General features: G+C 59.8%; 12 protein-coding genes. 4 read left to right on the top strand and 8 right to left on the bottom strand.

Annotated elements, in window-relative coordinates; genetic code table 11:
• Positions 1-38: 38 nt before the first annotated feature.
• Positions 39-857 (bottom strand): polyphosphate kinase 2, encoded by an 819-nt coding sequence (gene ppk2 / locus AC236I_RS12950; RefSeq protein WP_127673339.1) that lies wholly within the window; start codon positions 855-857, stop codon positions 39-41.
• 300 nt (positions 858-1,157) lie between these two features.
• Between ppk2 and AC236I_RS12945 the strand changes: the two genes are divergently transcribed.
• Complete coding sequence (locus tag AC236I_RS12945) at positions 1,158-1,490, top strand: hypothetical protein (RefSeq protein WP_004861735.1); 333 nt, start codon at positions 1,158-1,160, stop codon at positions 1,488-1,490.
• A gap of 217 nt (positions 1,491-1,707) precedes the next feature.
• Positions 1,708-2,877, top strand: coding sequence for an MFS transporter AraJ (gene araJ / locus AC236I_RS12940; RefSeq protein ID WP_004861738.1), 1,170 nt, complete (start codon positions 1,708-1,710; stop codon positions 2,875-2,877).
• Here araJ and AC236I_RS12935 read toward each other — a convergent pair.
• The 7 genes from AC236I_RS12935 to adhP form a co-directional block, all read right to left on the bottom strand.
• Positions 2,874-3,968, bottom strand: a complete 1,095-nt coding sequence (locus AC236I_RS12935) for an alkylhydroperoxidase domain protein (protein ID WP_097357866.1) — start codon at positions 3,966-3,968, stop codon at positions 2,874-2,876. The genes araJ and AC236I_RS12935 overlap by 4 nt on opposite strands.
• Positions 3,969-3,976: 8 nt before the next feature.
• Positions 3,977-4,966 carry a putative FMN-dependent luciferase-like monooxygenase gene (locus AC236I_RS12930; RefSeq protein ID WP_015584382.1) on the bottom strand — a complete coding sequence of 330 codons (990 nt, stop codon included), beginning with the start codon at positions 4,964-4,966 and terminating at the stop codon, positions 3,977-3,979.
• Positions 4,963-6,567, bottom strand: a complete 1,605-nt coding sequence (locus tag AC236I_RS12925; protein WP_004861748.1) for a dipeptide ABC transporter ATP-binding protein — start codon at positions 6,565-6,567, stop codon at positions 4,963-4,965. Before AC236I_RS12925 ends, AC236I_RS12930 begins: the two co-directional genes overlap by 4 nt.
• Positions 6,564-7,415, bottom strand: coding sequence for an ABC transporter permease (locus tag AC236I_RS12920; protein WP_004861751.1), 852 nt, complete (start codon positions 7,413-7,415; stop codon positions 6,564-6,566). Before AC236I_RS12920 ends, AC236I_RS12925 begins: the two co-directional genes overlap by 4 nt.
• Complete coding sequence (locus AC236I_RS12915) at positions 7,412-8,356, bottom strand: ABC transporter permease (protein ID WP_004861753.1); 945 nt, start codon at positions 8,354-8,356, stop codon at positions 7,412-7,414. The genes AC236I_RS12920 and AC236I_RS12915 overlap by 4 nt, the downstream gene beginning before the upstream one ends.
• Before the next feature lie 10 nt (positions 8,357-8,366).
• Positions 8,367-9,989 carry a TIGR04028 family ABC transporter substrate-binding protein gene (locus AC236I_RS12910; RefSeq protein WP_075808668.1) on the bottom strand — a complete coding sequence of 541 codons (1,623 nt, stop codon included), beginning with the start codon at positions 9,987-9,989 and terminating at the stop codon, positions 8,367-8,369.
• Between the two features lie 205 nt (positions 9,990-10,194).
• Positions 10,195-11,205: an alcohol dehydrogenase AdhP gene (gene adhP, locus AC236I_RS12905; RefSeq protein ID WP_487608511.1), complete on the bottom strand. Its 1,011-nt coding sequence runs from the start codon at positions 11,203-11,205 to the stop codon at positions 10,195-10,197.
• A 255-nt stretch (positions 11,206-11,460) separates the two neighbouring features.
• Here adhP and AC236I_RS12900 point away from each other — a divergent pair, with 255 nt between their 5' ends.
• Entirely contained in the window at positions 11,461-12,060 is a 600-nt protein-coding gene (locus AC236I_RS12900; RefSeq protein ID WP_004861761.1) for an inorganic diphosphatase, read from the top strand.
• Positions 12,061-12,261: 201 nt separating this feature from the next.
• Positions 12,262-13,239, top strand: coding sequence for a bifunctional helix-turn-helix transcriptional regulator/GNAT family N-acetyltransferase (locus AC236I_RS12895; RefSeq protein WP_097357863.1), 978 nt, complete (start codon positions 12,262-12,264; stop codon positions 13,237-13,239).
• The last annotated feature ends 12 nt before the right edge of the window (positions 13,240-13,251 follow it).

The following is a 13,251-nucleotide window of genomic DNA, read 5'->3' as shown; positions in this document are numbered from 1 at the left end:
GCACCGAAGGGCCGAGGCGGACAAGGCGGGGTCCGGGCTCAGAAACGCTCGGCAATAAAACGGAAAGGGTAATCGGCCGTTTTCACTTTGCCAATTTTACGTTTGGGTAATTTGACCGGTTCGGTATGGACGCTCTTATAGGGGATCTGCGACAGCAGATGCGTAATGATATTCAGGCGCACGCGCTTCTTCTCTTCCGAACGGGCGACAAACCACGGCGCCCAGGAGGTGTCGGTGGCGGCAAACATCGCATCCCTGGCCTGCGTGTACTCATCCCAGCGGTTAAATGACTTGATATCCATCGGTGATAATTTCCAGATTTTTCGCCCGTCATCGATGCGGTCGCGCAGCCGACGTTCCTGCTCTTCCGGCGTCACCTCGAGCCAGTATTTGAGCAGGATGATGCCGGACTCCACCATCGACCGCTCTACCAGCGGCGCGCCTGCAAGGAATTTTTCCACTTCGTCGGCGCTGCAAAATCCCATCACCCGTTCAACGCCGGCCCGGTTATACCAGCTGCGGTCGAAAATGACGATTTCTCCTGCGGCCGGCAGATGCGGGATATAGCGTTGAAAATAGAGCTGGGTCTTCTCCTTGTCGGTCGGGGCCGGCAGGGCGATCACCCGGAACACACGCGGGCTGACCCGCTCGGTGATCGCTTTGATGGTGCCACCTTTACCGGCGCCATCGCGGCCTTCAAAGACAATGCAGACCTTCAGTCCCTGACTGACCACCCACTGCTGCAATTTAACCAGCTCAATGTGGAGCTTGCGCAGCGCTTTTTCATACTCTTTGTCGCCAAGCGGCTTCATTTTGGTCGAACCCGCTACACCCTTGGCCTTCTTGTTGTTTCCCATGGCTATCGCTCCGTTCTGAGAGGGGAAATGGGACCCGTGTACCGTAAAGTGTAATCACCCCGGGCCAGAGTGGCGGACATTATGACAATTCCGCGGGTTAACGGCTGAAAGCGGCAAGGCGTCACGCGGCAGAAGGCATGAAACTTGTCCAGATTTGGACAAGTTTTCTCTTTTCATTCCGCCAGCGAGCGCATACCGTTTGCCGACTCTTTGCCATCAGACCGCGAGGTCTGGCTCCTGAGGATTGCCCGTAGGGCTGGCGTTAACGCCTTCGGGAGCGAACTAAAAAGGAATTGACCGATGAAAACAGCGAACGGTATAGCCATTTTTTTGGGATGCGCACTGACCTTTTCCGTCAGCGCGATGGATAAAACGGCCGGTGGCGCCGTGGCGGGGGCCGCCGTGGGGGCGCTAAGCGGAAAAAGCGTGCGCTCTACGGTACAAGGCGCGGTCGTCGGTGGCGGTATCGGCGCCATGACTGAACACGGCGACAAAGGCAAAGCCGCACGTACCGGCGGGGCCATCGGCGCCGCAGTCGGAGCGGGCGCCGCAGCCGTTTCCGGCAACAGCGTGCTGCAGGGCGCGGCGCTGGGCGCCGGGGCCGGCGGCATGATCGGGAAAGCGACCCACTAACGCTCTCCAGCCGTATTGCGCTGCGATACGGCTGACTGCCTCTGCGTCACGCCGACGCGCCGGCCATCCTCTCCAATTCATCTCTCCCGGCCCCAGACTCACATGCAGGGATCGCGCTATTTTATGGACAAACGGGTCAGCGGACGTTTTTGTCTGGTTTGCCGATCCTGAATGGTCAATAATGCCGGCCGAAAATCCAAACTACGTGATTAACTGAATGAAAAAGACGATTTTTTCGCTCGCGCTGGGTACGTTTGGCCTGGGCATGGCGGAATTTGGCATTATGGGTGTGTTGCCGGAAATTGCTCACGATGTCGGGGTCTCCATTCCTGTCGCCGGCAACATGATCGCCTGGTATGCCTTCGGGGTGGTGATTGGTGCGCCGGTGATGGCGCTGTTTTCCAGCCGCTTTTCATTAAAGTCGGTGATGCTGTTTCTCGCGGCGCTCTGTATTGTCGGGAATACCTTGTTTACCTTTTCTTCCAGCTATTTCATGCTGGCGACAGGGCGGCTGGTGTCCGGCTTCCCGCATGGCGCCTTTTTCGGCGTCGGGGCGATTATTCTGTCGAAGGTGGCGCCGCCGGGTAAAGTGACCGCTGCGGTGGCGGGAATGATTGCCGGGATGACGGTGGCTAACCTGGTCGGCGTCCCCGCCGGGACATGGCTTGGGCATCAGTTCAGCTGGCGCTATACCTTTCTGGGCATTGCCGTCTTCAACGTGGCGGTGCTGATGTCGATTCTCTGGTGGGTACCGACCGTCTTTGATCGATCCACATCGCGGCTGCGGGAGCAGTTTCACTTCTTATCGTCGCCTGCGCCGTGGCTTATTTTTGCCGCGACCCTGTTTGGCAACGCCGGGGTGTTTACGTGGTTCAGCTACATCAAACCCTTTATGATCCATGTCTCCGGATTTTCCGAAAGCGCGATGATCGCCATCATGATGCTGGTAGGGCTGGGGATGGTTATCGGTAATCTGCTGAGCGGGAAAATCTCCGCTCGCTACAGCCCGCTGCGCATTGCGGCCGCCACCGACGGCGCCATTGTGGTGGTGATGCTGCTGATCTTTCTCTTTGGCGACCATAAAACGGCATCGCTGCTGCTGGCATTTTTGTGCTGCGCCGGACTCTTTGCGCTGGCGGCGCCGCTGCAAATCTTATTGCTACAGAATGCGCGGGGCGGAGAGATGCTGGGGGCGGCCGGCGGGCAGATAGCCTTCAACCTCGGCAGCGCGATCGGCGCATTTTGCGGCGGGATGATGATTACCTCGGGCTTTGGCTGGAATGCGATTGCGCTCCCGGCGGCGTTACTCTCCTTCCTGGCCATGACATCCCTGTTGATTTACGCCCGCGGCCAGCGAAACCGCATCGCGGCGGGCGCGGTGAATTAATCGGTTTCCCACGGTTCGCCAAGGGTCAACATCAGGCGGTTAGCCCATGCGAAAAAGGCCGCCGATTGCAGTAAATCGAGCTGGGCCAGCGTATCCAGCCCCTGTTGTTCAAGGCCATGAAGATGCGCTGTGGTCAGGGCTGGCGGCGTGACGGAAAGGGCGGCGGCAAAGTCTATTTCCGCCCGCCAGCGCGGCGACTGGCCGTCGCTCAATGTTTCCCCCGGCGTCACCGCCAGCAGCGTTTCTATCGCACTCTCATCTTTTGCCAGCTGCGCCGCCTTGCGGGCATGGACCGATGCGCAATAAATACAGCCGTTAACTTTACTGGCGACCGTGGCGGCCAGCTCCCGTTCCGCACGCGGCAGACCGCCTGGGGTGTAGAAGATGCCTTTGTCGGTCAGCGTACGCTGCTCCAGCACCGGCTGATTGCGCGCCAGCAGCCGGAAGTAGGGGGAATCCGTATGGCCAAATTTCGCCAGAATCGCCCGTTCGTCGTCGTTGAAGGCTTCCAGCGGTTTGGCCTCAAGCCAGGGCTCCCAGTTGAGCTCATCTCGGGTGAAATGTCCCGGGGCGGGCCTACCGCTGACCGTTTGCCGGGTGGTATGCCAGAAACCGGCCGCCACCGGCGTATCGGCGCTGGCAAAGGGTTTGCCGTTCAATAACCGCAGACCGTTGAGCAACCGGCTCTGGAAGCTGACGAAGGCGATCAGCTGGGCGAGGGTGACTATCCCCCGCGGGGTCCAGCCGCCGCGGGTAAGCGCCTGCAGCGCCGAGGGCGTGGCCTCCACCGGGCTGAAGGTTAACAGGCGGGCAAACGCCAGCGCCGGTGTCAGCCGCGCGGAGGTCGGGTCGGCGAGGCCAAAACCGGCATAGTGGGCGGCCAGCGCATCGGCCTGATGCAGTTTCGCCACTTTGGCGGCGACGGCAAAACGCTCATCGGGTGGAAAATCCTCATCCTGCTGGCTGAACAGCACCTCATAGCTGCCCTGCGCATGGCGGGTCGCTGCATCGCGCACGGCCCGGGCCTCGGCTAACGGGGAACCCGGGGAAATCTCTGCCAGCTCTGCCAAAATATCCTGACTCAGTGTCATGGTGACTCCTACCTTAGTTGCGGGGCGATATGTTGAGCGATCAGCTCAAGGGAACGCAGCGTGTCACGGTGCGCGGGCTCAACGGAGTGGACCTGGAACGAAATATCGGTGACGCGGGCCAGCACGCTGTCCCGCGCCAGAGACGCCTGTACATGTTCGACATCCCCGACGTGGGCATCCAGTTGCGACAGATGGTCGGTGACAGTGTCACCGATTATTTCATGCCCGGCGGCGCGATGCGCCGCCGCCTGCTGGCGTAATCCGGGTGCTGCAACCTGCAGAGCGTACTCCTGGCTGTCGGCAATAAAGGCGGTGCGCGAGGCGAGGATCCTTGGCGCTTTGCCGGCGGGCAGCGCCGCGAGGTAGGCATCGATCAGCGGATTCTGGATGGCATCAAGCGCTAAATATGGCTGCCCGGGCGGGCGCGGCTGCGTGCGGGAGAGCATCAGGCCGTGACCGGCCTGACCGGCGCGAATGGCACCGTCAATTGAAAACGTCGCTATCCAGATCCGTTCAGCCAGCTGCGGCGCCGGTGGGTAGAGATGGTTTTCTGGATGGGCCAGTGAATCACCGCGCCAGGCGCTGTGGATCAGATGCAGATTATCGGCAAAGGCGGCGCCCCGCTGTTCGCTGGTTAAGCCAAACGGCAGAAATGAAGTGGGCGTACCGCCGGAGCCAAAGCCGACTTCAAGACGCCCGTTGGCCAGAAGATCCAGCACCGCCGCGTCTTCGGCGACCCGCAGTGCGTTCTCCATCGGCAGCGTAATAATGGCGGTACCGAGGCGAATATGTTCGGTCTGTGCCGCTACGTGGGCGAGAAAGACCAGCGGCGAAGGCAGGCCGCCTTCATGCTCGTGGAAGTGATGCTGGGCAATCCACGCGCTGTCAAAGCCGAGACGTTCGGCGTGGCGAATCTGTTCGGTTGCCAGCCGGTAGCGCTCTTGCGCAGGGGCAGAGTCCAGCAGGCGGGTGAAAAAACCCAGGCGTTTACGCGTCATGCGATCTCCTTGCTCAGAGTGGACAGGTGGGGAATAGCGGCGATGAGTTCACGGGTATAGTCGTGCTGCGGCTGGCTAAACAGGCGGTTGACCTCGCCGTATTCCACAACCTGACCGGCGCGCAGTACCGTGACGCTCTGCGCGATGCGACGCACCGTCGCCAGGTCGTGGGTGATAAACAGATAGGTCAGCCCCAGCTGTTGCTGGAGCTGCTGAAGCAGGGCCAGAATCTGCGCCTGCACCGTGACATCCAGCGCGGAAGTCGCTTCGTCGAGGACCAGAATCGTCGGCTCCAGCACCAGCGCCCGGGCAATGGCGACCCGCTGGCGCTGGCCGCCGGAAAGCTCGCGGGCGGTCCGCGTCAGCAGCTCCGGCGCCAGTGCGACCCGGGCGGCAACCGCCTCGACCCGGGCACGACGGATGGCCGGGCTCAGCGGTTCGAAATTTTTCAGCGGCTCTTCGATAATCTCAAACAGGGTCTGACGCGGGTCGAGCGAGGCGAACGGGTTCTGGTAGACGAACTGAATTTTACGCCGCAGCTGACGCTGCGCCTCGCGACTTAAATGACCGGCATCGATACCATCGATGGCGATGTGGCCGCGATCGGCCTGTTCAAATCCGAGCAGAATCCGCGCCAGCGTGGTTTTGCCCGAACCTGATTCACCCACTAACGCATGGGTTGTACCGCGTTTCACCTCAAAGCTGACGGCGTCAAGCGCCTGCAGCCCGGCGTCGCCCAGCGAAAAACGTTTACTGATATCCGCGACCCGGATAGCGGCCGTCGCCGGATGGCGGCGCTGCGCTGCCCCTATTGTCGGCTGGATTCCCTGCAGATCGCTCAACAGCTGGCGAGTATAGGCGTGTTGCGGTGCGCGGATAACATCCGCCGTAATGCCCTGTTCCTGAATTTCTCCGTGGCGAAAAACCAGCAGCCGGTCGGCACGCTGCGCCGCCAGCGCCAGATCGTGGGTGACGAGCAGTACCGCCGTCCCGGACTCCCGGCGCAGGGTATCGAGGAGGTCGAGAATACGTTTTTGTACGGTGACATCGAGGGCGCTGGTTGGCTCGTCGGCAATGATCAAGTCCGGCTTCAGGGCAATGGCGATCGCAATTAACACCCGCTGCTTCATGCCGCCGGAGAGCTGATGCGGATACTGATGAAAACGCTGTTCGGGGTGGCTGAGGCCAACTTTGCTCAGCAGGGCCAGCACCTGCTGCTTACGTACGGCGGCGGGCTCTTTCTGGTGCAGACGCAGAATTTCGCCAACCTGCGCGCCGATCGTTTGTACCGGGTTCAGGGAGTTGCCCGGGTCCTGCGGGACCAGACTGATGCGCGTACCGCGCAGACTATCAAGTCGTTTCCCCGACCAGCCGCTGATATCCTCGCCATTGATCTCCACTCGTCCACTGTCGCGTCGGGCATTGTTCGCCAGCAGGCCGATAATGGCCTGGGCGGTGGTGGTTTTGCCGGAACCCGACTCCCCGACAAATGCCAGCATTTCACCGCGTTGCAGGCTGAAACTGACGTTATGCACCACTTCCTGCCAGCGGTGCTGCGAGCGGTAGCTGATGCGCAGGTTTTCCACGCGTAATACGTTCATGAGCGCTCTCCGCTAAATTGACGGCTGATGCGGTTGGCCGCCAGCACCACCGCGACGACCGCCACGCCGGGAAAGGTGGTCAGCCACCAGGCGGTTGAGAGATAGTTACGGCCTTCGGCAATCAGCAGCCCCCATTCCGGCACCGGCGGCGGGGTCCCGTAGCCGAGAAAGCTCAGGGTGGAGAGGGCGAGAATCGCCTGGCCAAACTGCAGCGTGGCGAAGGCCAGTACGGCGGTGAGGGAATTAGGTAAAATATGCCGCCAGAAGACGGCGAAGAAAGTGCCGCCGCTGCCAAAGGCCGCTTCGACGTAGTCGCTGTGCCGCACGCGGACTACTTCCGCTCGTGCCAGGCGGGCAAAACTGGCAATGGCGGCAACGCCCACGGCAACCGCGGCGTTCAGCGTGCCGAAGCCAAGCAGGATAATCACCGTTAATGACAGCAGCAGCGACGGGATGGCCAGCAGGACGTCAACCAGCCGCATCACCAGCGACTCGACGCGTCCGGCAACGGCTCCGGCCAGCGTACCGAGCGCGGTGCCGACCAGCAGCCCGATAGCGACGGCCGCCAGCGCGGCGGAAAGAGAGTGGACCGCGCCATAGACGATCCGCGTCCACAGATCGCGTCCCAGCTGGTCGGTTCCCAGCCAGTGGCCGACCTGCGGCGCCAGACGCTGCGCGCCGGAGGTCCCTTCAAGCGGGTTATAGCCGCTGAACAGCTGCGGGGCGAGCGCCATCAACAGCGCGGCGATCATGATGCTCCAGGCGAGCCATAGCCCCGGCTGGAAACGCAGCGGTCGACGGCCGGGCGCCCGCCGGCGGGCGGCGGTAGCGTAATCAACGAGGCTCATACCACTCCTCCGGTCACTGTTTTCAGGCGGGGATCGAACAGCGGCATCAGCAGATCCACCAGCAGGTTAATCAACACAAACGCGAGGGCGGAGATCATCACCACCGCCTGTAAGACGGCAATATCCTGATTGTTGACCGCCTGCTGGGTCAGTTGACCCAGACCGCCGCGGCCGAAGACGGTTTCGGTAATCAATGCGCCGGCGATCAACTCCCCCAGCAGCAACCCGGCGATATTCAGCGCCGGTAGCAGGGCGTTGCCGGTAACGTGTCGCCACAGGACGCCGGTTTCACTCATCCCTTTGGCGCGGGCGACGGCGACAAACGGCAGGGCGGCCACCTGGTCCATGCTGCGCATCAGGATCTGCGCCAGCGGGGCGGAAATGGGCACCGCGACGGCAATGATCGGCAGTATCAGACCCTGTAGCGGGCCGGGGTTGATCACCGGGATCCAGCGCAGCTGGAAGGAGAAGAGTTGAATCAGCGCAATGCCCAGCCAGAAGGTCGGCAGCGAGATAAACAGCACCGGCAAAGATTGTAAGGTATTGCTCAGCCAGCGCAGCCCCGGCAGGCGTGAGGCGAAGGCCAGGCTAAAGGCCAGCACGATAGCCAGTATAAACGCCGGGATCGCGAGGCTGAGCGTATCCGGCAGGTTGCTGGCCAGCAGCGTACTGACCGCAATACCCGCCTGTAACGAGTAGCCAAAATCCCCCTGCAGCATCGCCGCTAAGGTGTGGAAATACTGCGTCCAGATTGGGCTGTCGGCGCCGTAGGCGATACGCATATCGGCGATTTGCGCCGGACTGAGACCCAGATCCGGATTCTGGAACTTGATCAGTACCGCGTCTCCCGGCAGCACCTGCAGCAGCACGAAGGAGAGGGTGAAGGCCGCCCACAGCACCAGTAAACTCTGGCCCAGACGTCGCAGAAGGTTATGGCTCATCCCATGCTCCTCAGTGCTTTTCCAGCCAGCTGCCGTAGAACGACGGACGACCAACGGCTTCAAAACTCACCCCCTTCACCCACGGCGCGCCGGCAAAGACCTGCGGCTCTTCAAATATCGGGATCACGTAGGCGTTATCCAGCAGATAGCGCTGGGCATCGCCGGTCAGCTGCAGGCGTTTTTGCGCATCGACTTCGGCGGAAATCGCGGTCAGCAGATCGTTAAGCTTATCGTCGCGGAAGTGCTGCACTTTGTCGCTGGAACCGCCCTGTTGCAGCAGAGCATCGCGGTTGGTCGGGAAGAACATGCTTTTCACCACGTCCGGGTCGGCGCGACCCACTTCTGAAACGGTCAGCGGGGTCTTCAGCGGATCGAGGTTATCAATTACCCGGCTACCGGCATCGCCCGCTTTGACGCTCAGCGCCGCCCCCACCTGGCGCCACTGCTGGGCGATCAGCTGGAGCACCTCTTTGTTTTGCGGCTGCGGCAGCGATTCATAGACCGTCAGCGCCAGGCGCTGGCCATCTTTCTCTCTGATCCCGTCGGCGGCCGGTTTCCATCCGGCTTCATCGAGCAACTGTCTGGCTTTGGCCTGATCGAAGGTCAGCTTGTCGCTCAGATTGACATACCCTGCCGCCGTGCTGGCGATAGCCGAGGTCGCCTGCGGGTAGTTGGCGGAGAACAGCGTATCAACCACCTGTTTTGCATTGGTGGCATGCAGCAGCGCCTGGCGGACGCGCAGGTCGGACACCAGCGGGTTATCCGGGCGGAAACTCAGGCTGTCATTGACGCCGCGGGTGGGGGCGGCATAAATCCTGAATCCCTGGTCGGTCGCTTGCTTTTCATCGTAGGCCTGGACCTGGCGGATAAAGTCGGCCTGACCCGCCAGTAACGCCCCGATACGCACGCTGTCTTCCGGAGTGACGATAAAGGTAATGCCGTCGAGGTTGGCCGGCCCCTGTTGAGCCAGGTTTTTCGGCCCCCACTGGTAATCCTTACGGGCGACCAGCGTCAGCTCGCGACCCGGCTTTTCATCTTTAACGATAAAGGGTCCGGAGCCGATAATATTGCGCGCGTCGCCGAGCTCGTCGAAATTACGCTGCAAGGTGCTGATAGAGACCAGCCCGGAGCCAATGGTGGCGGTACCCTGCAGGAATCCTGGCGACGGTTTTTTGAAGTAAAACTTCACCGTTAGCGGATTGATGACTTCGCTATGGTCGTAGTTGTTGATCACTTCAGAGACCGGCAGCCGGTGGGCTTTATTGCCGAGACCGTAGGTATCAAAATTTTTGGCCACCGCGTTGGCATCCAGCGGGGTACCGTCGGAGAAGGTGATGCCCGGACGCAGCGTAAAGGTGTATTCGGTTTTGTCGGCGTTCGTGACCCAGCTCTCAGCAATCCACGGTTCAACCGCCAGCGTCTTCGGGTTTTGCCAGGTGAGCTTATCGGTTATCTGATTGAGAATGCCGCCGTTGGGGTAGAAGCCTCCGGCCGGTGGATAGAGATTGGTGTGCGGCTGCTGCTCCAGATAGATTAATGTCCCGCCTTTGACCGGCGTATCGGCGGCCCAGGCGGAAAAAGCGCCGGATAAAAAGAGGGCTGCCAACGCGGGCAGACGAAAACGGCTTTGCATGGTGAATTCCTTTGTTATCTATTGTGTTGCCATCATCGGGCGCGGATATAAACAAAGGAACCAACGAATTGCGCTAAGCATTTGCGGAAAAGGCATTTACCGCGTCGGGGAAATATTCTATGTGGGTAACAGCCGGAGGAATGCGTTCATGCCGGATGGCCAGCGTCATGAAACGGCCTCTCCCTGAGCGGGAGAGGCGCGAGGCTTAGCAGCGGAAATCGATAACCATACGGCCGCGAATTTGCCCCTGTTCCATCTCTTTAAAGATGGCGTTGATGTCGCCCAGCGGACGCAGCGTCACTTTAGGAACGACTTTCCCTTCGGCCGCGAACTGGAAGGCTTCGGTCAGATCCTGACGGGTGCCGACCAGCGAGCCCACCACTTCGATACCATCCAGTACCAGACGGGGAATATCGAGGCTCATGGCTTCCGGAGGCAGGCCAACGGCCACCACGCGGCCTCCGGCGCGAACGGCGTCAACGGCGGAGTTAAACGCCGCTTTGGCGACAGCGGTGACGACGGCCGCGTGAGCGCCGCCGGTTTTTTCCTGAATCACCTTCGCCGCATCTTCATTGCGGGAGTTAATGGTCAGATCTGCGCCCATCTCGGCCGCCAGCGCCAGCTGGGCATCGTTAACGTCGATGGCGATGACTTTGACATTGAACACGTTTTTCGCATATTGCAGCGCCAGGTTGCCGAGGCCACCAAGACCGTAGATGGCAATCCATTGGCCCGGTTTAATATGGGAAACTTTCACCGCTTTATAGGTGGTAACACCCGCGCAGGTGATGCTGCTGGCGGCAGCAGAGTCGAGGCCGTCCGGCACTTTGACCGCATAGTTAGCGGTGACGATGCACTCTTCAGCCATGCCGCCGTCTACGCTGTAACCGGCATTTTTTACCGAACGGCAGAGCGTTTCGTTGCCGCTGTTACAGTAATCGCAGTGCCCACAGCCTTCGAAGAACCACGCCACGCTGGCGCGGTCGCCCGGTTTCAGGGAGGTGACGCCCGGACCAACCTGCTGTACGACGCCCACGCCTTCATGGCCCAGAATCACGCCGGTTTTATCGCCAAAATCGCCGTTTTTCACGTGCAGGTCGGTATGGCATACGCCACAGCACTCCATTTTCAACAACGCCTCTCCATGTTGCAGGGGACGCAGTGTTTTTTCCGTCACATCAACCTGATGATCGTGGGTAACAACGGCTGCCTTCATGTTTACTCCTTGAATTTTGAAGAAAAAATGGGTGTTTACTCTTAAATAATACTCATTAAGGATTAACCCTTATAGTCAGGAATGCAAGGGAGCTAGTGAAATATGTGGTCTAGAGCAGCACTAATAGCGCAAAATTCGAGCATATGTGTGAATTTTGGCTGTTAATAATTATGCAATGAGGTCGTCATATTCTGTTCATGGCTAAGCGGCAGGCTGTTACAGGCAAATTTCTTATAACAACAGAGTGATACTACAATGCATCTGGTAAAAACTATCCTCGCCGCATCGCTGTTCCTGTCTGCCGCCGCTCAGGCCCACAACGTACTGGACTTTCCGCAGCCGGAGAACAACCCGGAAGAGTTTTACGCGGTCACGGAAATTCCGACGGGCGGTATCATCAAATATGAGACCGACGCGAAGACGGGATTTATTATAGCCGATCGTTTCCAGTCGATGCCGGTCGCCTATCCGGCTAACTACGGTTCACTGACCCAGTCGCTGGCGGGAGACGGCGATCCGCTGGACGTGGTGTTCTACACGCGTGCACCGATGGCGCCGGGGACGCTGATTAAGCTGCGGGCAATCGGCGTCCTGAAGATGATCGATGGTGGGGAAAAGGACGATAAGATTATTGCCGTGCCGGCGAGCAAAATCGATCCGACCTATGATGACATCAAGAATATCAGCGACCTGCCTGCCATTGAGCAGGAGCGGCTGCAGGCCTTTTTCCGCGTCTATAAGCAGCTGCCTGACGGGCGTAAAAAGGTGGAGCTGAATGGCTTTAACGATGCCGCTGCGGCAAAACAAGAGATTAAGCAGGCATGGGATGCGTGGAAAGCCAAAAATCCACAATAAGATAAAAACAGGCACCGCACGGTGCCTGTACTTTTTTAGCCGGGAAATGACCCGTTGCGACCGTGTTTAATCCTGACAAAGAGCCGATGAGCCGGAAGGAAATACCGTTCGTGTGTGCGGGCCGAATGGCGGCGTGGATTGACAGGGAGAACGCAATAATGGTTGTATTGTGCAACTATTAACTCACCTGCACCCATCGCCATGACGCATCCATCGCTTATTAACCAATCGCTCATCACTGAAATTCGCCGCTCTTCCCGCCTGATGGTTCGTGAACTCGGCTTCATGAATTCTACGCTGGCAGCCACCGACTATTCACCCTCCGCCGTGCATACGCTGCTGGAAATTTCCGCACACGGGGCGATGACCGCCGCGCAGCTGGTTCAGATCCTCGGCCTGGAGAAATCAAGCGTCAGTCGGATGTTGTCCCGTCTGCTGGCCGCCGGCGAGCTGCAGGAAAAACCCGACGGCGAAGATGCCCGCTTCAAGCAACTCGAACTGACGGAACAGGGACGAGGGACGGTCGGACGGATTAACGATTACGGGGCGATGCGGGTCATTGATGCGCTTATGCATCTCGATGCCGGACAACAGCAAAACGTGGCGCTGGGGCTGACCGCGTACGCGCAGGCGCTGGCGAAATGCCGCGACGTACCAAGGCCCGCTGCGGCAAACAACGTGACGATTGTGCGCGGATACCGGCCGGGTATGATTGGCCGCATTGCGCAGATGCACGGCGAATATTATGCCCGGCACCACGGGTTCGGCCACTTTTTCGAAGGTAAGGTCGCCAGCGGGCTGGCAGAGTTTTCTGCCCGACTTGACGCAGAGTGCAATCAGATCTGGCTGGCCGTGCTGGAGGGCAAAATCGTCGGCTCCGTGGCCATCGATGGTGAAGATCTGGGCAATAACGAAGCGCATCTACGTTGGTTTATTCTCGACGACAGCTGTCGGGGCCGCGGCGTTGGCCGACGTCTGTTGGCCGAGGCGATGGCTTTTTGCGACCGTCGCGCGTTTTCTGCCGTTCAGCTGTGGACCTTCAGCGGGCTTGACGCCGCGCGCGCGCTGTATGAATCATTCGGCTTTACGTTACATAAAGAGTGGCAGGGCGATCAGTGGGGGATGATGATGACCGAACAGCAGTTCAGCCGATACCCGGCGGATGCAGCGTCGGCGTAGCCACCGTCCTTG

This window comes from Klebsiella sp. Sb-30, assembly GCF_057652795.1.
The sequence above is the reverse complement of the archived record's forward strand: the minus strand, read 5'-3'. Positions and strand labels throughout refer to the sequence as shown.

Bases quoted from the DNA above. Each gene is read 5' to 3' on its own strand.
- araJ (WP_004861738.1), top strand. From the start codon at position 1,708: ATGAAAAAGACGATTTTTTCGCTCGCGCTGGGTACGTTTGGCCTGGGC.
- AC236I_RS12910 (WP_075808668.1), bottom strand. From the start codon at position 9,989: ATGCAAAGCCGTTTTCGTCTGCCCGCGTTGGCAGCCCTCTTTTTATCC.
- AC236I_RS12925 (WP_004861748.1), bottom strand. From the start codon at position 6,567: ATGAACGTATTACGCGTGGAAAACCTGCGCATCAGCTACCGCTCGCAG.
- AC236I_RS12900 (WP_004861761.1), top strand. From the start codon at position 11,461: ATGCATCTGGTAAAAACTATCCTCGCCGCATCGCTGTTCCTGTCTGCC.
- AC236I_RS12915 (WP_004861753.1), bottom strand. From the start codon at position 8,356: ATGAGCCATAACCTTCTGCGACGTCTGGGCCAGAGTTTACTGGTGCTG.
- AC236I_RS12935 (WP_097357866.1), bottom strand. From the start codon at position 3,968: ATGACACTGAGTCAGGATATTTTGGCAGAGCTGGCAGAGATTTCCCCG.
- AC236I_RS12930 (WP_015584382.1), bottom strand. From the start codon at position 4,966: ATGACGCGTAAACGCCTGGGTTTTTTCACCCGCCTGCTGGACTCTGCC.
- ppk2 (WP_127673339.1), bottom strand. From the start codon at position 857: ATGGGAAACAACAAGAAGGCCAAGGGTGTAGCGGGTTCGACCAAAATG.
- adhP (WP_487608511.1), bottom strand. From the start codon at position 11,205: ATGAAGGCAGCCGTTGTTACCCACGATCATCAGGTTGATGTGACGGAA.
- AC236I_RS12920 (WP_004861751.1), bottom strand. From the start codon at position 7,415: ATGAGCCTCGTTGATTACGCTACCGCCGCCCGCCGGCGGGCGCCCGGC.
- AC236I_RS12945 (WP_004861735.1), top strand. From the start codon at position 1,158: ATGAAAACAGCGAACGGTATAGCCATTTTTTTGGGATGCGCACTGACC.
- AC236I_RS12895 (WP_097357863.1), top strand. From the start codon at position 12,262: ATGACGCATCCATCGCTTATTAACCAATCGCTCATCACTGAAATTCGC.